Below are 22,744 nucleotides of genomic sequence, written 5' to 3' on the forward strand. Positions count from 1 at the left end.
GACCCACTGCAGTTGCCGTATCAATGCCGATTCGTTACCGTGCTGTGATCGAAGTTGTCGACAGTCCAGGAATTACCGTGTCACCTTTCACCAAGATCAACAGAGCGAAATCGCCGACGCTGTACGTGGTCGTCGCCGCGCTCTTCCTCACCCTCGCGGCCGGCGGAGTCGCCGCGCTGATCCAGCACAAGGAACTCACCCTCGACGTGGACGGCGAGCGGGTCGCGCTCAGCACCATGAGCTCCGAGGTCGGTGACGTGCTCGCCGGCGCCGGCTACCCGGTCGGCGAGCACGACGTGGTGGCCCCGGCCGTCGACGCCGCGGTCTCGGACGGGGACACGGTGGTGCTGCGGCGGGCACGTGAGGTGCAGCTGAGCGTCGACGGTGTCGAGCGCACCGTGTGGACGACGGCGTCGACGGTGGACGAGGCGCTGGCGCAGTTCGAGCTGGCCGCGGACGTGTACACCTCGGCGTCCCGGTCGCACCGGTTGCCGCTCGAGGGTGCCGAGCTCGACGTGGTGAGCCCGAAGACGGTGCGGTTGCTCGACGGTGGTGCCCCGCCGGTCGAGGTGCGGATGGCGGCGCCGACGGTCGGGGAGTTCCTGACCGCGCACGGTGTGGCGCTCGAGCAGGCCGATTCGGTGATGCCCCCGGTCGATGCGGCGCTGACCGAGGGCCTCGAGATCCGCGTCACCCGCGACCGCATCGAGACCCGCATCGAGAACCAGCCGGTGCCGGCCCCCGAACAGCGCGTCGACGACCCGAACATGACCGAGGGCGAGACCGCCGTCGACACCCCGGGTGCTCCCGGTGAGCGCACCGTGACCTTCGAGGTGCACACGATCGACGGCGTCGAGGTCGGCCGCACCGAGAAGGCCTCGACGACCCTCCGCGAGCCGGCCCCGGCCGTCGTCCGCGTCGGCACCAAGCCCAAGCCGGCCGTGCCCGCTTCCGGCCGTGCCTCCACCTGGGACGCCCTCGCGCAGTGCGAGGCCACCGGCAACTGGGCCATCAACACCGGCAACGGCTTCTACGGCGGCCTGCAGTTCACCCAGCAGACCTGGGCCGCGTTCGGCGGCACCCAGTACGCGCCGCGCGCCGACCTGGCCAGCCGCGAGCAGCAGATCGCCGTCGCCGAGAAGGTCCAGGCCGCACAGGGCTGGGGAGCCTGGCCGTCGTGCACCAGCAAGATGGGCCTGCGGTAGGAACTCCGCCTCACGTCCTCGCGGACGAGGATCGCCGACACGCGTTTCGTGCTGCAGCACACCGTCGTCGCGGCGCTCCTGGCGACATCCGTCGCCGGGGCGCCGCGACGACGCTCTTCCGGCACGAGACCTTCCTCCGGCACGACCCCGCCGGTCGACGTCGGCCGGGGACAGCGCTCGCCGGCCACCGTGCGCACCGACGTGACGGCCGGGTACACGGAGTGCCGCGGAGGGCGCGTGAGGTGCCGTCGAGTATCGACGGAGTCGAGACCCGTCGCGAACCGGTCGACGCCCTCGTCGCGGTCACCGTCACCGGCGCCTACGGCCGCCCACAGGTGGGCCGGAAGGGTCGACCGAAGCGCCGGGGAGCGTGGCCGTCCTACTCGTCCCGCAGCGGCGTGCGCTAGGTTCGGCACGTGCCAGACCACTCCTCCGGCGATCCCGGCTCGGCCCCCCGCGACGGTTCCGACGGGACCGCCCGCGACGGTTCCGACGGGACCGCCCGCGACGGTTCCGACGGGACCGCCCGCGACGGTTCCGACGTGACCGCTCGCGACGGTTCCGACGGGACCGCTCGCGGTCGTGCCGCCCTCCTCGGCCCCGCCGAGGTGCGCGCCCTCGCGGAGGAGTTCGGTGTCCGGCCGACGAAACAGCTCGGCCAGAACTTCGTGCACGACGCCAACACGGTGCGCCGCATCGTCTCCGTCGCCGGTGTCGGCCGCGACGACGTGGTCCTCGAGGTGGGCCCGGGTCTCGGCTCGCTGACGCTCGCCCTGCTCGACGTGGTCGACCGCGTCGTCGCCGTCGAGATCGACCCCAGGCTCGCCGAGCGACTGCCCGCGACGGTCGCCGACCGCGCCCCCGACCTCGCCGACCGGCTCGACGTCGTCCTGAAAGACGCCATGCGGGTGCACCCCGCCGACCTGCCGGTTGCCCCGACGGCCCTCGTTGCGAACCTGCCCTACAACGTCGCGGTCCCCGTGCTGCTTCACCTTTTCGCCGAATTCGACTCGCTGCGTACGGCTCTGGTGATGGTGCAGGCCGAAGTGGCCGATCGGCTCGCCGCCGCGCCCGGCAGCCGCGTCTACGGCGTGCCCAGCGTCAAGGCCGGCTTCTTCGGCCATGTCCGTCGCGCCGGCTCGGTCGGCCGGGCCGTGTTCTGGCCGGTGCCCCAGGTGGAATCGGGCCTGGTGCGCATCGACCGCTACACCGAACCGCCCTGGCCCACGGACGAGGCGCACCGCCGCACGGTGTTCGCCGTCGTCGATGCCGCCTTCGCGCAGCGCCGCAAGACGCTGCGCGCAGCGCTGAGCGGCTGGGCCGGCTCGGCCGCCGAAGCCGAGCGCCGCCTGCTCGCCGCCGGAATCGATCCGTCGACGCGGGGCGAGAAACTCGATGCCGCCGCCTTCGTGCGGATCGCCGGCACGTCGTGACGGCGGCGCGCAGACCGGTGCCCGCGCAACGCTTGGCAGACGGGCGGATCTGTGCTCTACTGGTACACGGTCGTTAGGTAGTGTGTTCGTGGTTTACCCCTCGCACATTTCTCTAGTTGCGAGCGGATGCGAAATTCCCACGGAATCCTTCTCAGCCGTCGAGTGACAGGCCCGGGCGACGTCGTGTCGTTCGACGAAACGTGAAGGCCTCGAGGCTTTCCGAGATGTATGAGGTTGAAAATGGTTGAAGGTACCGTGAAGTGGTTCAACGGCGAGAAGGGCTTCGGCTTCATTGCCCCCGCCGACGGCTCCGCGGACGTCTTCGTGCACTTCTCCGAGATCCAGGGCCGCGGCTTCCGCACCCTCGAGGAGAACCAGCGCGTGAGCTTCGAGGTCGGCCAGGGCCAGAAGGGCCCGCAGGCCACCGGCGTCACCGTCATCGGCTGACGTAGCTCGCTGCGCGTTCTTCCGGACGCGCGCATTCCCCGACGGCCTCGTGAGGTCGCCGCGGAAGTGCCGCCGGCAGAGGTGTGACAAGCAGTGAAGAGGGACCGGTCCGCACGGACCGGTCCTTCTTCCGTCTCCGGACCCCGCGTGTGCTCCGCGAAAAAGGGCTCGCACAATGCGCTTTCGAGTTCTTTCCGGGCGTTTCGCTGGCGGTGCGGGCGTCGATGTGATCTACTGGCTCTCGGTCGTTAGGTTGTGTTCGTGGTTCACCCCTCGCACATTTCTGGTTGCGAGCGGATGCGATAGCCCACACGGAATCGTTCTCTACCGTCGAGTGACAGACCCGAGCGGCGAAGTGTCGCTCGACGAGTGGGGAAGCCCGGCGCTTCCCGAATCTTCTTAGGAATGAACATGGTTGAAGGTACCGTGAAGTGGTTCAACGGCGAGAAGGGCTTCGGCTTCATTGCCCCCGCCGACGGCTCCGCGGACGTCTTCGTGCACTTCTCCGAGATCCAGGGCGGCGGCTTCCGCACCCTCGAGGAGAACCAGCGCGTGAGCTTCGAGGTCGGCCAGGGCCAGAAGGGCCCGCAGGCCACCGGCGTCACCGTCATCGGCTGACCCACCTGCCTCACCGACCGAATGTCACACGCACTCGATCGAACCGAACCGATGTGACATTCGGTCACCGCACGCGCCGGCTCAGTCGCTTCCCGCGACGGAGCCGGCGCGTTCGTATCGCCGGGCGAGCAGCTCGTGCCGGCGGCCTGCCTGCAGGCACGCCTCCCGCAGTTCCGGCGGATCCAGCACCGTGAAGTCGACGTCGAACTCCGCGAGCCAGCTCGCGATCGACCCGAGCGACGAGCCGCCGAGCGCGACCGCACAGTGATTCTCGTCGACCGGCTCGAGAGTTCCCCACTGCTCGTCGACCATCGGCACGATCGAGTCGAACGGCGCGTGCAGCAGCACCCGGGCCCGCGTCCGGACGATGCCGCGGGCGATGCCCCGGCTCACGAACTCCGCCGCCCCGCCCGGCGGCAGCTCGCGCGGGACGAACCGGGGACCGGTGGGGATCTTCGGCTCCATCCGGTCGACCCGGAACGACCGCCAGTCCTGCCGATGCAGATCCCACGCCATCAGATACCAGCGTGCACCCGACCGCACCAGCCGGTACGGCTCCACCTCCCGCCGAGAGCAGCCGCCGTCGTGCGCGCGATAGTCGAACCGCAGCCGCTCGTGTGCGTGGCACACCGCGGCGACGGCGGACAGCAGCGCCGCGTCGACTGCGGACGCGGCGGGCGCCCGCTCGACGACCTCCACACGCAGCGCCTCGAGCCGGTGCCGCAGCCGCGAGGGCATCACGTGCCGCAACTTGGCGAAGGCACGCCCCGACGCCTCGCCGATCCCCGTCACCGAGCCGGTCGCCCCGGACTGCAGGGCGACGGCCACCGCGACGACCTCCTCGTCGTCGAGCAGCAGCGGCGGCATCTCCGCGCCGGCGCCGAGGCGGTATCCGCCGCCGACCCCGACGGTGGCGTCCACGGGGTAACCGAGGTCGCGGAGTTTGTCCACGTCCCGGCGCACCGTGCGGGTCGTGATCTGCAGGCGGTCGGCCAGCTCGGCACCCGACCAGTCCCGCCGGGTCTGCAGGAGCGACAGCAGCCGCAACAGGCGAGCGGACGTTTCGCGCATGGTCCGAGCATGCCAGCGAACGAGGACAGCCGCCGTCCGCATTCGGGACCGCAGGGGTGCGTAAGCTGTATATCCGTGCTGTCCGTCGTCCCGAGCCCCGTCACCGTGCGAGCACCGTCCAAGGTGAACCTGCATCTCGCCGTCGGTGACCTGCGCGAGGACGGGTACCACGAGCTGCGCACGGTCTTCCACGCGCTGTCCCTGAGCGACGAGGTGTCGGTCGTGCGAGCCGACGTGTTGAGCCTGCGGGTGCGCGGAGCGGACGCCGCGGCCGTCCCCGCGGACGCCACCAATCTCGCCTGGCGGGCCGCGACGCTGCTGGCCGAACGCGCCGGGCGCGCACCCGAGGTCGCCATCACGATCGACAAGGGCATCCCCGTGGCCGGCGGGATGGCCGGTGGCAGCGCCGACGCCGCCGCCACCCTCGTCGCACTCGACGCCCTGTGGGGACTCGGTCTCGCCCGCGACGACCTGGACGACCTCGCGGCGGAACTGGGCAGCGACGTGCCGTTCTGCCTGCACGGCGGCACCGCCATCGGCACCGGCCGCGGCGAGCAGCTGGTGCCGGTCCTCTCCCGTGGCACCTTCCACTGGGTGCTGGCCCTCGCGAAGGGTGGCCTGTCGACTCCGGTGGTGTTCCGCGAACTCGACCGTCTCCGGGCGGAAGGTTCCCCGCCCCGGGTCCGCGGCCTCGACGACCTGCTGCAGGCCCTCGCCGCCGGTGACGCGCACGTGCTGGCACCGCTGCTGGGCAACGACCTGCAGTCCGCGGCCCTCTCGCTCGCGCCCGCACTGCGCCGCACCCTGCGGGCGGGCGTGGAGGCCGGCGCGCTGGCCGGCATCGTCTCCGGGTCCGGCCCCACGTGTGCATTCCTGTGCGCCGACGCCGCCGCGGCGGTGACGGTGAGCGCCGAACTGGCCGGGGCCGGCGTGTGCCGGACGGTGCGCGTGGCCTCCGGCCCGGTCCCCGGCGCGCGCGTCGTCGACAACTCCCACCCCTGATCTCGGAAGGCATTGCTCCGCGTGGCGAATCTGATCAACCTCGAACAGGTCTCGAAGTCCTTCGGCATCAAACCGCTGCTGGACTCGGTGTCGCTCGGTGTGCAGGAGGGCGAGCGCATCGGCGTCGTCGGCCTCAACGGCGGCGGCAAGACCACCCTCCTCGAGGTCCTCACCGGCCTCGAGGAGCCCGACTCGGGCCGGGTCAGCCGGGTCGGCGGGCTGCGCATGGCGGTCGTCACCCAGCGCGGCGTCCTGCCGGCCGGATCCACGGTCGGACAGGTCGTGCTGGGACCGCTGGGGGTGGCCGAGCACGAATGGGCCGGCGACGCCCGGATCCGCTCCGTCCTCGCGGGTATCGGTGTCGACCGGCTCGGCCTCGACGCCCTCGTCGACGGGCTCTCCGGCGGCGAACGCCGACGCGTCGCGCTGGCCGCCGCCCTCGTGCAGGACCTCGACCTGCTCGTCCTCGACGAGCCCACCAACCATCTCGACGTCGAGGGTGTGCAGTGGCTGGCCGAGCACCTGCTCGCCCGGCGCAGCGCCCTCGTCGTCGTCACCCACGACCGGTGGTTCCTCGACACCGTCGCGACCCGCACGTGGGAGGTCGTCAACGGGCAGGTGGAAAGCTACGAGGGCGGCTACAACGACTGGATCTTCGCTCGTGCCGAGCGGGCCCGGCAGGCCGACGCGATGGAGGAACGGCGCCGCAACCTCGCGCGCAAGGAACTCGCCTGGCTGCGGCGCGGGGCCCCGGCCCGCACCTCGAAGCCGCGCTACCGCATCGAGGCGGCGGAATCGCTGATCGCGAACGTGCCGCCGCCGCGGGACACGGTGGCGCTGGCGTCGTTCGCCAAACGCCGTCTGGGCCGGGTGGTCATCGAGCTCGAGGACGCGACACTGACCACCCCCGACGGCCGCGAGCTGGTGCGCGACCTGACGTGGCGGCTCGGCCCGGGGGAGCGGATCGGCCTGGTCGGGGTCAACGGCTCCGGCAAGACGACGCTGCTGCGCACCCTCGCCGGGGAGATCGAACCGGCGTCCGGTCGTCGCATCCAGGGCAAGACCGTCGAGATCGGCTGGCTGCGGCAGGAACTCGACGACCTGCCCACCGACCTGAGGGTGCTCGACGCGGTGAAGGACGTGGCCGAACGGATCACACTGGGGGACAAGGAGATCTCGGCCGGCCAGCTCGCCGAGCGGCTCGGGTTCACCCCGGCGCGGCAGCGCACACCCGTCGGCGATCTCTCCGGTGGCGAGCGTCGACGGCTGCAGCTGACCCGGGTGCTCATGGCCGAGCCGAACGTGCTGCTGCTCGACGAACCCACCAACGACCTGGATATCGACACCCTGCAGCAGCTCGAGGACCTGCTGGACGGGTGGGCGGGCACCCTCGTGGTCATCTCGCACGACCGCTATCTGATCGAGCGGATCTGTGACTCGACGTGGGCGCTGTTCGGCGACGGCGCGCTCACCAACCTGCCGGGCGGGATCGACGAGTACCTGCGCCGTCGTGCGGCGCTCGGTGACGGGGACATCCCGTCGTCGGCCTCCACGGTCGCGAAGACGTCGATGCCCGAACAGGGCGCGGAACAACCGAAGCGCGACGGCGCCGCCGAGCGGGCCGCCCGCAAGGAGCTGGCGCGGCTCGAGCGGAGCGTGGCGAAGCTGACCGAGCGGGAGGAGAAGCTGCACCACGACCTCGCCGACGCGGCCACCGATCCCGACCGCCTGCAGAAGCTCGACGCCGAGCTGCGCAGCGTGGTCGCGGAGAAGGAAGCCGCCGAGGAGCAGTGGATGGAGCTGGCCGAGAACTTGTAGACCGGTGTGTCCTTTGGGCGGCAGTAGCAGCCCAAAGGACGCACCGGCGGCGGAGCCGCCCGCTCGGGGGTGTCCCAGGTCTCCCGATCCAGTGCGGTGGTCATCGTCCGCTCCAGACGGGTGCGCGCTTCTGCATGAAAGCCATGACGCCCTCGACGGTGTCGGCGCTGGTGGTCAGCCGGGCCAGGGCGGCTTCGGTCGCGTCCCAGGCCGGTTCCTCGGACGGGACGATGCCGTCGACGATGCCGCGGGCGATCGTCTTGCTCGCCTGCACGGCCAGGGGCGCGCCGGTCGCGACGAGGTCGGCGAGCTCGAGCGCGGTGGTGAGGACGTCGGTCCGGGGGACGACGCGGTTGACCAGGCCCCAGCGCAGAGCGTCGGCCGCGGACATCGGCCTGCCGGTGAGCACGAGTTCCATCGCGACGGACCGCGGGATGGCCTGCACGATGCGGAACACCCCGCCGGCGCCGGCGATGAGGCCGCGGTGGACCTCGGGCAACCCGAACTCGGCGGTGTCGGCGGCGACGACGAGGTCGCTCGCGAGGGCGAGTTCGGTACCGCCGCCGAGGGCGGTGCCGTTGACCGCCGCGACGATCGGCTTGGCGATCGGGTGCCTGACGACGCCGGCGAACCCCCAGTGCGCGGTCTCGGGCGGGGTGACCCCACCCGGTCCGGCGGTCCCGAGGGCCTCGAGGTCGGCGCCGCCGCAGAACACCCGCTCTCCGGCACCGGTGAGGACGACGACGCGCACGTCCGGGTCCCTGTCGGCGCGTTCCCACGCCTCGCCGAGGCCGGTGTGCACCTCGGCGTCGATGCTGTTGGCGGCCCCGGGCCGGTTGATGGTGACGAGCAGCGTGTGGCCGCGCTGTTCGACCAGGACGACGGGCTCGGTCATGCGGGGGACTCCTCGGTGACGGGATCGGTCAGGGTGACGGTCAGGGCGCCGCCGCGGTCGACGACGTGGACGGTGCGCCCGACGATGTCCGCACCCGCGGCGAGCACCTGCGCGCCGGCGGCGTCGGTGTAGCCGGAGACTCGACGGCCGTCGGGGGTGGTGCCCACCAGGAACCCGATCGCCGGATGGCCGTCGCGTCCGTATTCCGCGGTTGCCGTATGGATCTCGACGTCACCGCTGTAGCCGACGGCGGGATCGGGTCCGGTGGCGGGCAGTACGTGTGGCTCGGGATCGCCGACGTACCCGCGCGTGTGCGGGGCGGCGGCGAGCACGACGGTGTGCTGGTAGGTCAGGTAGCCGCCGTTGCCGTGGACGAGGGCGATCTCGCCGTCGGTGCGCAGCCGGCGGGTGACGGCGACGAGGGAGTGCAGCGTGTAGCTGTTGAGCGGTCCGCCGAAGAAGGAGTGGCCGCCGGTGACGCTCGGGACGGTCTCGCGGGGCAGGCCGAGGTGTTCGACGAGCAGCTTCGGCACCACGGGGAAGCAGCTGTAGGCGTCGACGATGTCCAGGTCGGCCGGCCGCAGGTCGGTGCGTTCGAGCGTCCGGGCGAGGGCGTCGGCGAGTGCCGCGGACCGGCCGAGGCCGGCGCGGGCGAGGATGTCGGCCGGTTCGGTCGCGCCCGCCCCGCCCCACACGTACACGATCCGGTCCTCGGCGACGCCGAGTTCGCGGGCGGTGGCGAGGGAGGTGACAACGACGGCGGCCGCCTGGTCGACGAACGGCATCGCGTTGAGCAGCAGCGGGTACGGAGCGGTGACCATCCGGTTGCGCGGGCCCACGGTGGTGATGTCCTCGGCGGTGCGCAGATCGGGGTTCCAGGCGGTGGGGTTGCGTCCGGCGATCTCGGAGAACGCGGCGTACAGCTGCGCGGACCAGGCCAGCGATTCGTCGTGGGAGTGCCCGAGTTGGTGGCTGAGCCGGGTCTCGAACAGCGGGTAGACGCGGGTGGGGGCGAGCATGCCGGCGCGTTGCATCGCGGGGCTGCCGAGGTCGTCCGGGTCGAAGGCGGGTGGGCCGCCGGGGTCGGTGGTCCAGCCGAGTGCGGCGGGGTCGGTGCCGGCCTTCGTCGCGGCGGTGACCGAGGCCTGGGATTCGCCGCCGACGAGGAGCGCGACGCCGGTCGTGCCGGTGGCGATCTCGTGGCCGATGCGGTCGAGCAGCGCTGCCGGCCAGTGCCCCCCGAGGGGACTGGTGTGGGTGCGGGCCGCCGCGGCGCCGAGGCGTGCGGCGAGGAGCGCCGGGAGGTCGTCGTACGCCCAGCTCGCGGTCTTGACGGCGTACACGGCGTCGATGCGCCGCGCGATGCCGTCGACGCCGGTGTCGGCGAGGGCCGCCCCGGCGGCGTCGTGGATCAGGTCGAGCGGTTCGCGGGGGTCGGCGGGGGCGCCGGCGCGGCCGGAGCGCAGGTCGCCCACGCCGACGACGACGGGTGTCCGGGCAGGGTCGGTCATGTGCGGCCTCGGGGGAGTGGTCGGGGCAACGGTCACCCGCACAGTAATACGGACTGATTCAGTCTGTAAATAGTCTGGCACACTGCTCACCGTGACCGAGCCGATCGTGCGTCGCCGTGGCCGACCCCGCGATGCCGACCTCGAGGATCGCGTCTACGACGCCGTGATCGAGGTCTACTCCGAGACGAGCTGGCGCGGCTTCACGCTCGACGCGGTCGGCCGGCGCGCCCGGGTGGGACGGGCGGCGCTGTACCGCCGCTGGGCCACCAAGGACGAACTGCTCGTGCAGGCGCTCGAGGCGCGCAGCCCGCTGCCGGTGCCGATCGACACCGGGGCGTTGCGCACGGACCTGGTCGAACTGGTCACCCAATTGCTGCGCGGCTACCGCACCACACCCGGGCTGGTGAGCCTGCGCGTCGCGCTCGACGCGCGCGTGCACCCGGACCTGCTGGCCCACCTGACCACCACGCTCAACCGGAGCCGCCTCGTCGCGGCCCGCACCATCGTGCTGCGGGCGGTCGAACGCGGCGAGCTGCCACCGCAGGTCTCGGTGACCCTCCTGCTCGAGATGGTCACCGGTGCGGCGCTCAGCCACGTGCTGTTCTCCCTCGCCGGACCGGCGGCGGACGACGACGCCTACGCCCGCACGCTCGTCGACGCCGCGATCCGCGCCCTGATCGCGAAACGGGAACACGATCCAGGTCCCGTGACCTAACTGCAATCCAATTGCCCGGCGAGCCGCCGGAATCGATACCCCCCGAGGGGGATCCCGGCTAGCCTGGCAGACAGGCCCTGTGGTGGGAGGCGCGAGAATGGACCTGCAGGCGATACGTGAGATCGAGCGGCTGAAGTACCGCTACGCGCGGGCGCTCGACACGAAGTCGTGGATCGAACTGGCCGACACCATGGTTCCCGAGGCCACCGCCGTCTACGGCGAACACCTGAGTTTCGAATCGCGCGACGCGTTCCTGAACTTCCTCGAGAACACCCTCGGATCCCACGTCATCACCGAACACCACTGCGGCCACCCCGAGATCGACGTCGAGGGGGACACGGCCACGGGTATCTGGTTCCTCGCCGACACGGTGGTGGTGCCCGAGGACGGGCTCGTGATGCGCGGGTCCGCCTACTACCACGACCGCTACGTGCGCGGCACGGACGGGCTCTGGCGCATCTCCCACACCGGCTACGAAAGGAACTGGGAGACAGTCACGTCCGTTTCCGACATGCCCAGCTTCCGGCTCACCTCGAACCGGTGGTCGCTGCTGCAGCAGCCGCCCCGCGCGTCCTGAACCGGCCGCGAACCCGTACCGGCCGAGAGGAGGGGACCCGTCCGATGACCGCGACCGACACCGAAGTCTTCCCCCGGGCCGGTGCGCTCCCGTACCTCATCGTGGGTCGCGCCCGCAGTGCCATCGACTGGTACCGGCAGGTGTTCGACGCGACGCTGGCGGGGGACCCCGTGGTGCTGGAGGACGGCCGGATCGGCCACGCCGAGTTGGTCTTTCCCACCGGGATGGTGTATCTGGCGGAGGAGTTCCCCGAGATGGGCCTGTCCGCGCCCGAGGCCGGCGCGACGTCGGTGAGCCTGATGCTCCCGGTCGACGACACCGACGCCGTGCTCACCAAGGCCCGCGACGCCGGCGGCACCGTCGAACGCTGGATCGCCGAGAGTCACGGTCACCGCAACGCCACGCTGCTCGATCCGTTCGGACACCGATGGCTGCTCGTCGGGCCCCTGACCGGCCGCCGGCAGGGCGCCGCCACCGGTACCGGCAGGTAGGTCCGGCGCCCCGCGCAGACACGTGCGCGATCGGGGCTCCCACATGATCGGCTGCCGGGGCAGGGGCCGGTAGGCTCCGGCGCGTGACCGACACCTTCATCCGCACCCGCGTCGCCAACGGCATCGGCGAGGTGGTGCTCGACCGGCCGGTGGCCCTCAACGCCCTCGACTCGTCGATGATCCGCGACATGTACGAGGCCCTGCTGGCATGGCGCGACGACCCGGAGATCACCGCGGTCCTGGTCACCAGCGCATCCGACCGCGCGTTCTGCGCCGGTGGCGACATCAAGTCGGTGCGGGACGCCGCCGTGGCCGGGGACACCGCCACGGTCCGGGACTACTTCGCGAACGAGTACCGGCTCGACGAACTGGTCGCCACCTACCCCAAGCCGTATCTCGCGCTCCTCGACGGAGTCACGATGGGCGGCGGGCTGGGCATCTCGGTGCACGGCGCGGTCCGTGTCGTGACGGAGAGGGCCGTGCTGGCGATGCCGGAGACGGCGATCGGCTTCATCCCCGACGTCGGCGCCAGTCATTTCCTGCCGCGGCTGCGCGGCACCACGGCCCGTTGCGACGCGGTCGGCCTGTACCTGGCGCTGACCGGCGCCCGCGTCGACGCCGGCGATGCCATCGCCGTCGGCCTCGCGACGCACTTCGTTCCCAGTCACCGGATCGACGCCCTCGCCGACCGGATCCGCGAGGGCCACTGGCAGCCGGCGCTCGACGAGTTCGCCGAGGCGGCCCCCGCGTCGGCGATCGCGGACCGGTACCCGGACATCGATGCGGTGTTCGGTGACGGCACCGTCGCCGACGTCGTCGAGCGCCTGTCCGGCAACCACGACATCGACGAGACGTGGGCCGTCACCACCCGGGCGGCGCTCGGTGCGGCATCCCCGACGAGCCTCTGGGTCACCGCGGAGCTGCTGCGCCGCGGCGCCGAGAGCCCGCTGCGCGAGTGCTTCGCGCGGGAACTCGAGGTCGCGGTCCGCATCACCGCCGAGCCGGACTTCGCCGAAGGGGTGCGCGCGGTGCTCGTCGACAAGGACCGCAACCCGTCGTGGTCGCCGCGGGGGATCGGCGACGTGGACCCGGCCGTCGTGGCGGGACTGTTCCGGGAGTAGGCACCCGGCCGGCCGGACGACCATCCGCGCACGAAATAGTCATCCGCACAGGTAATTTCGTGCGCGTTCGACCAGGGGGTGCGCGGATGCGGACGTCAGAGCGCGGTGCGCCGCGGGGCGAGCAGGTCGACGACGATCTCCTGCCCGCCCAGCACGGCGCGGATCTCCGGCTTCTCGAATCCGCCCGCGACGAGGTACTCACCGAGCAGGGTGAGCAGTTCGTCGGTCTCGACCGTCGGATCGGAGGCGTGGGGACGCTGCGCGCGGGCGGCGAGCTCGGTGTGCGCCAGTCGCGCCGCGATCCGCACGGATGCCACTCCCATCGAGTTGCGGCGCGACGCGGCGGTCGGCGTGCTGTCCGCGGCGACGCCGTTCGTGCCGGCGACGATCTCGTCGAAGCTCGGCAGCGAGAGCGGATCGCTGCCGTTGCCTCCGGCCTCGTCGGCGACGTCGTGGTCCGCCGCGTGGCTTCCCACCGCGTCCGGGGCGGACGCGCCGTTGCCGGTCAGGGTTCCCGGCAGGGGATAGACGAAGGTGCCCGCCCGCTTGGGTCCGGGCGACTCGTCCGCCGGCTCGGAACGGCCGCGCAGCGGCGTGCCGTCGGTCGGTGCGGTCGAGTCGTCGTCCATGAACGCTCCTGACATCCGCGAGCCCGGGTCGGCTCGACGGCACAGCAAACTACCAGCAACACCGGTCCCACGCACAGCCACACCGGTCCCACCCACCACAGGTGTCACTGGTCGGCGGCGGCCACCAGCGGCTCGAGGGTGAGGTCGGGCAGTTCCTTGAGGAGGTACTGCAATCGCCACTTGTCGCTGACCAGCGCCAGCAGCACACCGTCGGACCGGGTGAACACCTCGACGCCGCGCTGCCGGTTCAGTTCGTCCACCGAGGCCGCGTCGGTGCGGCGGGCCAGCGCGTAGCCCAGCGGTTCCATCCGCGGCTCGACGTTGTACTCGGCCTTCATCCGGGCCGCCACCACCTCGAACTGCATGGGACCGACGGCGGCCATCACCGGGGACGCGTCGCCGCGGATGTCGTTGCGCAGGATCTGCACCACGCCCTCGGAGTCGAGCTGATCGACGGCCTTGCGGAACTGCTTGTATTTCGAGGCGCTCTCGGCGCGCAGGATCGAGAAGTGCTCGGGCGCGAACGACGGGATCGGCGGGAACTCCACCTTCCGGTCCACGTACAGGGTGTGCCCGGGGGCGAGGGCCGTGGCGTTGACCAGCCCGACCACGTCGCCGGGGTACGCGTTCTCCACCGTGGACCGTTCCCGGCCGAACACCGTCAGCGCGTACTTGGTGGCGAACGGCTTGCCCGTCTGCGCGTGGGTGACGACCATGCCGCGCTCGAACACCCCGGACACCACCCGCATGAACGCCAGGCGGTCGCGGTGCGCGGTGTCCATCCCCGCCTGCACCTTGAACACCACGGCGCTGAACGGGTCGTCGACGTTGCGGGGAGCGTCGTTCACGTCGAGCCGGGCGCGCGGCGGCGGCGCCAGCGCGACGAGGGTGTCGAGGATCTGCCGGACGCCGAAGTTGAGCATGGCCGACGCGAAGATCACCGGCGACGTCTGTCCGGCCAGGAACAGCTCCTGGTCGTGGTCCTGACCGCTGGCCGACAGCAGTTCCGACTCCTCCACCGCCTCGGTCCACGTCCCGCCCTCCCGGTCCTCGGCCTCCGCGGGGGAGAGCCGGTCCTCGGGAGCGATCCGCGCGCCGCCGGCGGTGCGGGTGAACTTGACGTACTCGACGGGTGCCCCGTCCTCCCCGCGCCGCAGCAGGCCACGGAAGTCCCCGGCGATGCCGACGGGCCAGAACAGGGGGGTGGGAGTCAGGCCGATCCGCTCGTCGATCTCGTCGAGCAGTTCCAGCGGGGTCCGGCCGGGCCGGTCCCACTTGTTGATCACGGTGATGACCGGGATGCCCCGGTGACGGCACACCTGGAACAGCTTGAGTGTCTGCGGCTCGAGGCCCTTGGCGGCGTCGATCAGCATCACCGCCGCGTCCACGGCGGTGAGCACCCGGTAGGTGTCCTCGGAGAAGTCGGAGTGACCGGGTGTGTCGACGAGGTTGATCACGTTGACGACGTCGTCGTCGGACTCCTCGGAGCGGTAGTTGAACTGCAACGCCGTGGAGCTGACGGAGATGCCGCGGGCCTTCTCCATCTCCATCCAGTCGGACACCGTGGACTTGCGTCCGGCCTTGCCGTGCACCGCACCGGCCTCGGCGATGACCTTCGCATGCAGGGCCAGCGCCTCGGTCAGCGTGGACTTGCCGGCGTCCGGATGGGAGATCACCGCGAAGGTGCGGCGGCGACCCGCCTCCGCGAGCACTTCCTTCGACGACACGGCGGTGGTGCCGGCGTCGTTGCCGGTGGAAACGGGCGGGGTAGTCAACGCGGAAGTACCTCTCGAAGCGGATGTGCGGCTCGTCGATGCACGCGGGCGGCTCGCGCATCGCAGACAACTCGTCCATGTTACTCGGCAATCGAATGTCGATTTCCGTGAGATTCGGTCACATTCTCCGAAGAGACTTACTCCCGGGACGGATCGGGGGCACCCTGGGCAACGTCGTACCCGGTGCCCGGGGGCGAATCGACGTGAGGAGTGGTTCGTGAGCAGATTCACCGACGAGATGTACGAGACCGCGGATCGTTCCCCGCACGGTCTGGTCACCGGCGAGCCCGACGCTCCCCGGCGCCAGAGCTGGGGGCAGATTCACGAGCAGGCCCGGCGCATGGCCGGTGCCCTCGCCGCGGCCGACATCGGTCACGGCGACGCCGTGGGCATCCTCGCGGGGAATCCGGTGGACATCGCACCCGCCTGTCAGGCGGTGTGGATGCGCGGCGCCTCGGTGACGATGCTGCACCAGCCCACCCCGCGCACCGACCTGGCGCTGTGGGCACGGGACACCGAGGTCGTCATCGGCATGATCGGCGCCCGCGCGGTGGTGCTCGGCGCGCCGTTCGAGATCGCCGCGCCGCTCCTGGCCGAGCGGGGAATTCCCGTCGTCACGATCGCCGAGATGGATGCCGGCACGCCGGTCGACCCGCTGCCCACCGACGAGCAGGACATCGCGCTGCAGCAGCTGACCTCCGGGTCCACGGGCTCCCCGAAGGCCGTGCAGATCACGCACGAGAACTTCTACGTCAACGCGTACGCGATGATCGAGCGGATCAAGTTCTCCCTCGACGACGACGTGATGGTCAGCTGGCTGCCGCTGTTCCACGACATGGGGATGGTCGGCTTCCTGAGCGTGCCCATGCAGGTCGGCGCCGAGGTCGTCTCCGTGACCCCGCTCGACTTCCTGCGCTCCCCGCTGCTGTGGGCCGAGCTGATGAGCAAGTACCGCGGAACCGTGACGGCCGCACCGAACTTCGCGTACTCACTCCTGGCTCGCAAGCTCGCACAGGCGCCCGACGGCGCCGTCGACCTGTCGTCGGTGCGGTGGATGTGGAACGGTGCCGAACCGGTCGACCCGGACACCATGGAGGCCCTCGCCGCCGCCGGCGCCCGGTTCGGGCTCGATCCGGCGGCGCTCGCGCCGGTCTACGGCATGGCCGAGACCACCCTGGCGGTCTCGGTGCCGGATCCGGGACGCGGGCAGATCCTCGATCTCGTCGACCCCGACCTGCTCGAGGCCGGCGGGATGGCGGTCCCGTCGACCCGGTCCAACGCCCGGCGCCTGCCCACCCTCGGGCATCTCGTGCCCGGCCTCGAGGGCCGCGTCGTCGGGGAGGACGGGCAGGTACTGCCGCCCCGCGGCGTCGGCATCATCCAGCTGCGCGGCAAGGCCGTCACCCACGGTTACCTCACCGTCGACGGTCCGGTGCCCGCGCAGGACCCGCAGGGCTGGTTCGACACCGGCGACGTCGGCTACTTCACCGAGGACGGCCTGGTCGTGGTGTGCGGGCGCGTCAAGGACGTCATCATCATGGGTGGCCGCAACGTCTATCCCACCGACATCGAACGAGCCGCGTGCAGCGTCGACGGCGTGCGCCCCGGCAACGCCGTCGCGATCCGGCTCGATTCCGGCGAGAAGCGGGAGTCGTTCGCGGTCGCCGTCGAGACCAACCGGATCGACGACCCGGAGGAGGTGCGCCGCATCGAACGCGACGTCGTGCACGCGGTCGTCGCGGAGGTGGGGGTGCGGCCGCGCACCGTCGCGGTGCTCGGCCCGGGCAGCATCCCGAAGACGTCGTCGGGCAAGCTGCGGCGCGGCAGTTCCGTCCACCTGCTCGGCGGGTAGCGCGGGGTGTCCTTCCGGACCGCGGCCGGTCCGGAAGGGCACACGTCAATGGACCCGGTTCTGGGCGTCCTCCAGGCCGACCCGCAGCAGCAGCTCCACCGCGTCCGCGGCCTGCTCGCGGATCAGGTCGAGTTCCTTGCGTTCGGTCGACGAGAACGGTTTGAGCACGTAGTCGGCCGGGTCCATGCGGCCCGGCGGGCGGCCGATCCCGACCCGGGTACGCAGGTAGAGCTTGGTGCCGAGGGCACTCGAGATCGACCGCAGCCCGTTGTGGCCGTTCTCCCCGCCGCCGAGCTTGAGCCGGACCGTGCCGAAGTCCAGATCCAGTTCGTCGTGCACGACGACGATGTCGGCGGGCTCGACCGAGAAGAAGCGGGCGAGACCCGCGACGGGTCCGCCCGAGAGATTCATGAAGGTGCGCGGCTTGGCGATGATCACCTGCCGGCCGTCGAGGCGGGCCTGGACGATCTCGGCGTTGCTGCGCTTGTGCGCGCTGAACTTCCCGCCGACGCGGGCGGCGAGCGTGTCGGCCACCATGAAGCCGATGTTGTGGCGGGTCTTCTCGTACTGCGGGCCGGGATTGCCCAGCCCGACGACGAGTGCGGTGGCGTCGCTCACCTGGCGGTGTCCTTCCGTTGCGGCGGGTAGTGCTACGACGACGGCGCGTCACCCCGAGGGGATGACGCGCCGCTCGCCCGTGTCACGCGGAACCGGTTGGGGCTCAGGCCTCTTCGGCCTCGGCGGCCTCACCCTCCGCGGATTCGCCCTCCATCGCGGCGGCGGTCGGTGCGGCAACCACGTTCACCAGCAGCAGCTCCGGGTCGCCCTGCAGGGTCGCACCGGCGGGCAGCTGCACGTCGTTCGCGAGGATCTGGGTACCGGCCTCGACACCGTCGATGGACACCTCGACCTGCTCGGGCAGGTTCAGGGCGTCGGCCTCGAGCTGGACGGTGCTGACCTCGTTGACGACCAGGGTGCCGGAGGCGGCCTCACCGGTGACCACGAGCGGGACCTCGACGGTGACCTTCTCGCCCTTCTTCACGACGAGCAGGTCGGCGTGCTCGATGTAGTTGCGGATCGGGTGGACCACGACCGACTTGGTCAGCGCCAGCTCCTCCGAGCCGTCGACGTCGAGGGTCAGCACGGCGTTGGTGCCGTGGGCGCGCAGCACGGCCGCGAACTCGCGGGCCGGCAGCGACAGGTGCTGGGGATCGGTGCCGTGGCCGTACAGGACGGCGGGCACCTGCCCGTCGCGGCGGGCGCGGCGGGCGGCACCCTTGCCGAACTCGGTGCGGACGACGGCGGCGATACGGTTTTCCTCGGACATGCTGAAAGGCTCCTACGCATATGGCTCGAACTGGGGCGGTCTTCCCGGCGAGGGGCGACGCGCGCGGCCAGGAGCGTGGGCACGCTCGAGCGGAGCCGCAGCCGCGTCGATCACGGTGAGCCAGCGATTTCGCGGTTCACCCTCGCCGAGACAACTCGATCGACTCTACCGGATCCGCCCGAGCGGGTCGAATGCCCCCCTGCGCTCAGCCGCCCGCGGCGGCGATGCCCGCCCGCCGTCCGAAGAAACTGCCGTCGCCGAGGGAGACACCGCTGCAGTACCCCCACGCCGACAGTCCGGCCGCCGCGCGTCCCGCCGCATACAGCCCCGGAATCGGGGCACCGTCGACGTGCAACACCTCCGCGTGCAGGCTGGTCCGCAGGCCGCCGAGCGTGAACCCGCCGGTCATGCCGCGCAGGTCGATCGCCGCGACGGGCGACCCGATCGGCTTCACCCATTCGCGCTTCTTGCCCAGCAGCGGGTCGGCGCCCCGTTCGGCGTGCAGGTTGTACACCTCCACCGTGGACTGCAGCGCCCGCTCGGGCAGACCCATCTCGGCCTCGAGTTCCGCGACGGTCTCGCACACCCACTTCGGCTGGTGGCGCAGCTGCGCCGACGACGTCGGGGCGGCGACCCCGGCCTCGTACGACTCCTCGTCGATGACGAGGAACGCCTCGTTGTCGTTCTTCAGCAGGGTCAGCTGCCCGATGCGGCCCGGGTAGGTGTCCTCGGGCACGTACCGCTGGCCGCGACCGTTGACGAGAATGCCCCGCGCGATCAGCTGGGGATCGCAGAAGAACGCCACCTCGGTGGCGTTCATGTGGGCCAAGTCGGCGCCGAGCGCCTGCGCCATCCGGATCGCGCGACCGTCGTGTTCCTCGATCGACGCGGCGGGACGACCCACCAGGTGCGGGGCGTGGGCCCGCACCATGTCGTCGTTGTAGGCGAAGCTGCCCGTGGCGAGAACGACCCCGCGGCGGGCCCGGATCGCCAGGTCGGTGCCGTACCGCTTGGCCAGCACCCCGACGACCCGGCCGGACGCGTCGGTGACGAGGGTCTGCACCCGGACGTCGTACTCGGCGCGGACCCCGAGGGCTTCGGCCTTCTCGGCGAGCGGCTTCACGAGCATGTAGCCGCCGCCCTGCTCACCGGTCCGCTTGTTGCTCATCTGCGGCACGTGGCCGCGCGGCGCGGGCCGGGCGACGGCGGCGTACGGCGCCGAGTTCTCCCCGCCGGTGTACTGCAGGCCCGCGTCGGTGGGAGGCTCCCAGCCGGGCTCGCCCCAGAATTCGTGCTTGAACGGCACACCGCAGCCGACGAGCCAGTCGAAGTGCTCGACGGAGCCCGCACAGTAGGCGGCGATCTTCTCCTCGTCCACGCCCGGTCCGAGTGCCGCGGTGAGGAACGCGCGCATGTCGTCCACCGAGTCCTCGAATCCGCAGGCTTTCTGCACGGCCGTGCCGCCGCCGAGGTAGACGAATCCGCCCGCGAGGGCGGCGGCGCCGCCCCACCCGCCGGTGCGTTCGAGCACCAGCACGTCGGCTCCGGCGTCGGCAGCGCCGACGGCCGCGCAGACCCCGGCGATGCCGTACCCGGCGATCACGACGTCGGCCTCGAGATCCCAGGCGGAGATCCGGTCGACGGGAACAGGACGGACGGGACTGGTCTCGGTCATCGCGATCCTCTCGAAGTGGTGCGGGGATTCGCACACCTTGACCGCGTGAGCCGCCGGACGGAACCGGTCGTCCCGGTCGCCGGGACGGTCAGGACCGGGTCAGCGACCGCACGGCCGCCAGGAACCGGTCCACGTCGGCGGGGGAGACGAAGTAGTGCGGGGAGGCGCGCACCACCGACTCGAGCCGTCGCGCCGACATCTCGAGCAGCGTCGACCCGCGCCCGCTGACCGTGACCGTGATCGCCTCGGCGGCCAGCGCCTCCCGCAGCCGCGGCGGCTCCCAGCCGTCGACGGTGAACGAGACGATGCCGCTGTGCTCCTTCCCGAGGTCGCGCACGGCCACGCCGGGGATCCGGCCCAGGCCCTCGCGCAGGTGTTCGGCGCGGTAGGCGACCGCCTCGGTCACCGCGTCGACCCCGAGGTCGAGCAGGTAGTCGACGGCGGCACCGAGCCCGAGGCGGGCGGCGACGTTCGTCTCCCACAGCTCGAACCGCGTCGCGTCGTCGGCGAGGCGGTACTCGCCCGGGGCCGTCCACTGCGCGCTGTGCAGATCGAGGACGGCCGGTTCGAGCTCGGTGACCAGCCGGGGGCGGACGTACAGGAAGCCCGTGCCGCGGGGTCCGCGCAGCCACTTGCGTCCGGTCGCGGAAAGGGCGTCGACGTCGAACTCGGGCACGCTCACCGGCAGCTGCCCGACGGACTGGCACGCGTCGAGCAGCACCAGCGCGCCGACGGCGTGCGCCGCGTCGGCGACCTCCCGCACGGGGTTGACGAGCCCGCCGTTGGTGGGGGCGTGCACGACGGACACCAGTTTGACCCGCTCGTCGAGCGTGCGGGTGAGGGCGTCGACGTCGATGCGGCCGAGCGCGTCCGTCGGCATCGTCTCCACCGTCGCGCCGGTCGCCCGGGCCCGTTGCAGCGCGGAGACCGCATTGCTGGCGTATTCGGAACGGGTGAGCAGGATCCGGTCGCCCGCGCGGAGCGGCACCGAGTAGAAGAAGCTCGCCCACGCCCGGGTGGCGCTCTCGACGAGGGCGATCGACGGTGCCTCCGCGCCGACCAGCCGTGCGATCGAGGTCTTCACCGCGGCGAGGTCGTCGGCGCGTTCCGCGGCGGCGACGTACCCGCCGACCTCGGCCTCGCGTCGCAGGTGCGCGACGGTCGTCTCCAGCACCGGGGTCGGGGGCAGCGACGAGCCCGCGCTGTCGAGGAAGACCCGGTCGAAGCAGCCGGGCGTGTCGCGACGGGCGCGCTGCAGGTCGAGCATCGAGGACGCACCTCCCGTTCATGTCTTCGTGCTTGGAATGTATACGTGAGCGAATCGAAATCCCTGCAACGCCGGCTCGGCACCGGCGACGCCGTCGCCATCGGGCTCGGCGCGATGATCGGGGCGGGTGTGTTCTCGGCGTTCGCGCCGGCCGCGGCAGCCGCCGGCGCGGGCCTGCTCGTCGGCCTGGCCCTCGCCGCGGTCGTGGCGTACTGCAACGCCACCTCGTCGGCGCAGCTCGCCGCGCAGTACCCGACGTCCGGTGGCACCTACGTGTACGGGCGGGAACGGCTCGGGCCGTGGTGGGGTTTCGTGGCGGGCTGGGGCTTCGTGATCGGCAAGACCGCCAGTTGTGCGGCGATGGCCGCGACGTTCGCCTCCTACATCGTGCCGGAACCGTGGCGGCGGCCCGTCGCCGTCGCCGCGGTCCTCGCCCTGACCGCCGTGAACTACCGCGGCATCACGCGCACGGCCCGGCTCGCCCGCATCATCGTGACCCTCGTGCTCGTGGCGCTGGCCGTCGCGATCACGGCGAGCTGGGCCGGTCCCGGGGCGCAACCCGCCGATCCGTTCGGTCCCGTCGGCGGTGCCTACGGGGTGCTGCAGGCGGCCGGCCTGCTGTTCTTCGCCTTCGCCGGCTACGCGCGGATCGCGACCCTCGGTGAGGAGGTGCGCGAGCCGCGCCGGACCATCCCGCGGGCGATCGTCGGTGCCCTCGGCTTCGTGGTGCTGCTCTACGCCGTCGTCGGCGTGACCCTGCTCGCATGCCTCGGCCCGGACCGGCTCGCGTCGAGCAGCGCGCCGCTGCTCGACGCGGTCCGCGTGGGTGGCTGGGCGTGGGCGGCGCCCGTCGTGGTCGCCGGGGCCGCGGCGGCGTCGCTGGGGGCTCTGCTCGCCCTCGTCACAGGCGTCGGCCGCACCGCGCTCGCGATGGCGCGGCAGGGTGATCTGCCCCGGCCGCTCGCCGCGGTGCATCCGCGATTCGCGGTGCCGTACCGGGCCGAACTCGCCGTCGCGGCGGCGGTGTGCGTGCTCGTCGCGACCGTCGATCTGCGCGGAGTGATCGGATTCTCATCCTTCGGTGTTCTCGTGTACTACCTCGTCGCGAATCTGGCCGCCTTCACCCAGCGGGACGAGAACCGGCGCTACCCCCGGTTCCTGCAGGTCGTCGGCGCCGTCGGATGCGTCGTCCTGGTGCTGACGCTGCCGCCGAGTGCGGTCGTGGCCGGCATCGTGGTGCTCGCGGCCGGTGTCGTCGTCCGGGCGACGCGCCGGGCCGCGGCGTGAGCGTTCAGCCGCCTCCTGTCGCCGGTTG

General features: G+C 71.8%; 22 protein-coding genes. 13 read left to right on the top strand and 9 right to left on the bottom strand.

The window, feature by feature from the left end; genetic code table 11:
* Window positions 1-77 precede the first annotated feature (77 nt).
* The 5 genes from QNA09_RS04850 (at window position 78) to QNA09_RS04870 (ending at window position 3,703) form a co-directional block, all read left to right on the top strand.
* Window positions 78-1,205, top strand: a complete 1,128-nt coding sequence (locus QNA09_RS04850) for a resuscitation-promoting factor (RefSeq protein ID WP_010592977.1) — start codon at window positions 78-80, stop codon at window positions 1,203-1,205.
* Window positions 1,206-1,447: 242 nt separating this feature from the next.
* Entirely contained in the window at window positions 1,448-1,612 is a 165-nt protein-coding gene (locus QNA09_RS04855) for a hypothetical protein (protein WP_161800535.1), read from the top strand.
* A gap of 135 nt (window positions 1,613-1,747) precedes the next feature.
* Window positions 1,748-2,638, top strand: coding sequence for a 16S rRNA (adenine(1518)-N(6)/adenine(1519)-N(6))-dimethyltransferase RsmA (rsmA, locus tag QNA09_RS04860; protein ID WP_119700279.1), 891 nt, complete (start codon window positions 1,748-1,750; stop codon window positions 2,636-2,638).
* A gap of 240 nt (window positions 2,639-2,878) precedes the next feature.
* Window positions 2,879-3,085, top strand: coding sequence for a cold-shock protein (locus tag QNA09_RS04865; protein ID WP_003937832.1), 207 nt, complete (start codon window positions 2,879-2,881; stop codon window positions 3,083-3,085).
* 411 nt (window positions 3,086-3,496) lie between these two features.
* The gene (locus tag QNA09_RS04870) at window positions 3,497-3,703 is read left to right on the top strand and encodes a cold-shock protein (RefSeq protein WP_003937833.1); all 207 of its coding nucleotides are present in this window, start codon (window positions 3,497-3,499) and stop codon (window positions 3,701-3,703) included.
* 81 nt (window positions 3,704-3,784) lie between these two features.
* Here the strand turns inward: QNA09_RS04870 and QNA09_RS04875 are convergent, their stop codons facing one another.
* On the bottom strand, window positions 3,785-4,774 hold the full coding sequence (locus QNA09_RS04875; RefSeq protein ID WP_010592975.1) for a YafY family protein: 990 nt from the start codon (window positions 4,772-4,774) through the stop codon (window positions 3,785-3,787).
* A gap of 75 nt (window positions 4,775-4,849) precedes the next feature.
* On the opposite strand from QNA09_RS04875, the gene QNA09_RS04880 reads away from it, so the two are divergent.
* Together QNA09_RS04880 and QNA09_RS04885 are read left to right on the top strand one after the other, a co-directional pair.
* The gene (locus QNA09_RS04880) at window positions 4,850-5,776 is read left to right on the top strand and encodes a 4-(cytidine 5'-diphospho)-2-C-methyl-D-erythritol kinase (RefSeq protein WP_010592974.1); all 927 of its coding nucleotides are present in this window, start codon (window positions 4,850-4,852) and stop codon (window positions 5,774-5,776) included.
* Window positions 5,777-5,797: 21 nt separating this feature from the next.
* On the top strand, window positions 5,798-7,594 hold the full coding sequence (locus QNA09_RS04885) for an ABC-F family ATP-binding cassette domain-containing protein (protein WP_017679489.1): 1,797 nt from the start codon (window positions 5,798-5,800) through the stop codon (window positions 7,592-7,594).
* Window positions 7,595-7,694: 100 nt separating this feature from the next.
* Here QNA09_RS04885 and QNA09_RS04890 read toward each other — a convergent pair whose 3' ends face one another.
* Window positions 7,695-8,489: an enoyl-CoA hydratase-related protein gene (locus QNA09_RS04890; RefSeq protein WP_017679490.1), complete on the bottom strand. Its 795-nt coding sequence runs from the start codon at window positions 8,487-8,489 to the stop codon at window positions 7,695-7,697.
* Window positions 8,486-10,000, bottom strand: a complete 1,515-nt coding sequence (locus QNA09_RS04895) for a hypothetical protein (RefSeq protein ID WP_064065649.1) — start codon at window positions 9,998-10,000, stop codon at window positions 8,486-8,488. Before QNA09_RS04895 ends, QNA09_RS04890 begins: the two co-directional genes overlap by 4 nt.
* A 91-nt stretch (window positions 10,001-10,091) precedes the next feature.
* On the opposite strand from QNA09_RS04895, the gene QNA09_RS04900 reads away from it, so the two are divergent.
* The 4 genes from QNA09_RS04900 (at window position 10,092) to QNA09_RS04915 (ending at window position 12,904) form a co-directional block, all read left to right on the top strand.
* Entirely contained in the window at window positions 10,092-10,715 is a 624-nt protein-coding gene (locus tag QNA09_RS04900; protein WP_119699508.1) for a TetR/AcrR family transcriptional regulator, read from the top strand.
* Window positions 10,716-10,812: 97 nt separating this feature from the next.
* A complete protein-coding gene (locus tag QNA09_RS04905) occupies window positions 10,813-11,292 on the top strand; it encodes a nuclear transport factor 2 family protein (RefSeq protein ID WP_119699509.1) in 480 nt (159 codons plus the stop codon).
* Window positions 11,293-11,336: 44 nt separating this feature from the next.
* The gene (locus QNA09_RS04910) at window positions 11,337-11,783 is read left to right on the top strand and encodes a glyoxalase/bleomycin resistance/extradiol dioxygenase family protein (RefSeq protein ID WP_017679494.1); all 447 of its coding nucleotides are present in this window, start codon (window positions 11,337-11,339) and stop codon (window positions 11,781-11,783) included.
* 83 nt (window positions 11,784-11,866) lie between these two features.
* The gene (locus QNA09_RS04915) at window positions 11,867-12,904 is read left to right on the top strand and encodes an enoyl-CoA hydratase/isomerase family protein (RefSeq protein WP_017679495.1); all 1,038 of its coding nucleotides are present in this window, start codon (window positions 11,867-11,869) and stop codon (window positions 12,902-12,904) included.
* A gap of 95 nt (window positions 12,905-12,999) precedes the next feature.
* Here the strand turns inward: QNA09_RS04915 and QNA09_RS04920 are convergent, their stop codons facing one another.
* Together QNA09_RS04920 and QNA09_RS04925 are read right to left on the bottom strand one after the other, a co-directional pair.
* Window positions 13,000-13,533, bottom strand: a complete 534-nt coding sequence (locus QNA09_RS04920; protein ID WP_119699510.1) for a hypothetical protein — start codon at window positions 13,531-13,533, stop codon at window positions 13,000-13,002.
* Between the two features lie 104 nt (window positions 13,534-13,637).
* Window positions 13,638-15,308 carry a peptide chain release factor 3 gene (locus QNA09_RS04925; RefSeq protein ID WP_010592964.1) on the bottom strand — a complete coding sequence of 557 codons (1,671 nt, stop codon included), beginning with the start codon at window positions 15,306-15,308 and terminating at the stop codon, window positions 13,638-13,640.
* Window positions 15,309-15,525: 217 nt separating this feature from the next.
* On the opposite strand from QNA09_RS04925, the gene QNA09_RS04930 reads away from it, so the two are divergent.
* Window positions 15,526-17,160 carry a fatty acyl-AMP ligase gene (locus QNA09_RS04930; RefSeq protein ID WP_010592963.1) on the top strand — a complete coding sequence of 545 codons (1,635 nt, stop codon included), beginning with the start codon at window positions 15,526-15,528 and terminating at the stop codon, window positions 17,158-17,160.
* A gap of 45 nt (window positions 17,161-17,205) precedes the next feature.
* Here the strand turns inward: QNA09_RS04930 and pth are convergent, their stop codons facing one another.
* From pth to QNA09_RS04950, 4 genes are all read right to left on the bottom strand, one after another.
* The gene (gene pth, locus QNA09_RS04935) at window positions 17,206-17,778 is read right to left on the bottom strand and encodes an aminoacyl-tRNA hydrolase (RefSeq protein WP_010592962.1); all 573 of its coding nucleotides are present in this window, start codon (window positions 17,776-17,778) and stop codon (window positions 17,206-17,208) included.
* 103 nt (window positions 17,779-17,881) lie between these two features.
* Window positions 17,882-18,487, bottom strand: coding sequence for a 50S ribosomal protein L25/general stress protein Ctc (locus QNA09_RS04940; RefSeq protein WP_010592961.1), 606 nt, complete (start codon window positions 18,485-18,487; stop codon window positions 17,882-17,884).
* A gap of 205 nt (window positions 18,488-18,692) precedes the next feature.
* A complete protein-coding gene (locus QNA09_RS04945) occupies window positions 18,693-20,162 on the bottom strand; it encodes an FAD-dependent oxidoreductase (protein ID WP_010592960.1) in 1,470 nt (489 codons plus the stop codon).
* Between the two features lie 88 nt (window positions 20,163-20,250).
* On the bottom strand, window positions 20,251-21,429 hold the full coding sequence (locus QNA09_RS04950; RefSeq protein WP_119699511.1) for an aminotransferase class V-fold PLP-dependent enzyme: 1,179 nt from the start codon (window positions 21,427-21,429) through the stop codon (window positions 20,251-20,253).
* 45 nt (window positions 21,430-21,474) lie between these two features.
* Between QNA09_RS04950 and QNA09_RS04955 the strand changes: the two genes are divergently transcribed.
* Entirely contained in the window at window positions 21,475-22,716 is a 1,242-nt protein-coding gene (locus QNA09_RS04955; RefSeq protein WP_119699512.1) for an APC family permease, read from the top strand.
* The last annotated feature ends 28 nt before the right edge of the window (window positions 22,717-22,744 follow it).

It is taken from the genome of Rhodococcus sp. AH-ZY2 (genome assembly GCF_030916465.1).
In the GTDB taxonomy this organism is placed as follows: domain Bacteria; phylum Actinomycetota; class Actinomycetes; order Mycobacteriales; family Mycobacteriaceae; genus Rhodococcus; species Rhodococcus ruber.

What these genes read in the sequence shown, in the direction of transcription:
- QNA09_RS04865 (WP_003937832.1), top strand. Translation starts at nt 2,879, where the DNA reads ATGGTTGAAGGTACCGTGAAGTGGTTCAACGGCGAGAAGGGCTTCGGC.
- QNA09_RS04870 (WP_003937833.1), top strand. Translation starts at nt 3,497, where the DNA reads ATGGTTGAAGGTACCGTGAAGTGGTTCAACGGCGAGAAGGGCTTCGGC.
- QNA09_RS04875 (WP_010592975.1), bottom strand. Translation starts at nt 4,774, where the DNA reads ATGCGCGAAACGTCCGCTCGCCTGTTGCGGCTGCTGTCGCTCCTGCAG.
- QNA09_RS04890 (WP_017679490.1), bottom strand. Translation starts at nt 8,489, where the DNA reads ATGACCGAGCCCGTCGTCCTGGTCGAACAGCGCGGCCACACGCTGCTC.
- QNA09_RS04895 (WP_064065649.1), bottom strand. Translation starts at nt 10,000, where the DNA reads ATGACCGACCCTGCCCGGACACCCGTCGTCGTCGGCGTGGGCGACCTG.
- QNA09_RS04905 (WP_119699509.1), top strand. Translation starts at nt 10,813, where the DNA reads ATGGACCTGCAGGCGATACGTGAGATCGAGCGGCTGAAGTACCGCTAC.
- QNA09_RS04910 (WP_017679494.1), top strand. Translation starts at nt 11,337, where the DNA reads ATGACCGCGACCGACACCGAAGTCTTCCCCCGGGCCGGTGCGCTCCCG.
- QNA09_RS04920 (WP_119699510.1), bottom strand. Translation starts at nt 13,533, where the DNA reads ATGGACGACGACTCGACCGCACCGACCGACGGCACGCCGCTGCGCGGC.
- QNA09_RS04940 (WP_010592961.1), bottom strand. Translation starts at nt 18,487, where the DNA reads ATGTCCGAGGAAAACCGTATCGCCGCCGTCGTCCGCACCGAGTTCGGC.
- QNA09_RS04945 (WP_010592960.1), bottom strand. Translation starts at nt 20,162, where the DNA reads ATGACCGAGACCAGTCCCGTCCGTCCTGTTCCCGTCGACCGGATCTCC.
- QNA09_RS04950 (WP_119699511.1), bottom strand. Translation starts at nt 21,429, where the DNA reads ATGCTCGACCTGCAGCGCGCCCGTCGCGACACGCCCGGCTGCTTCGAC.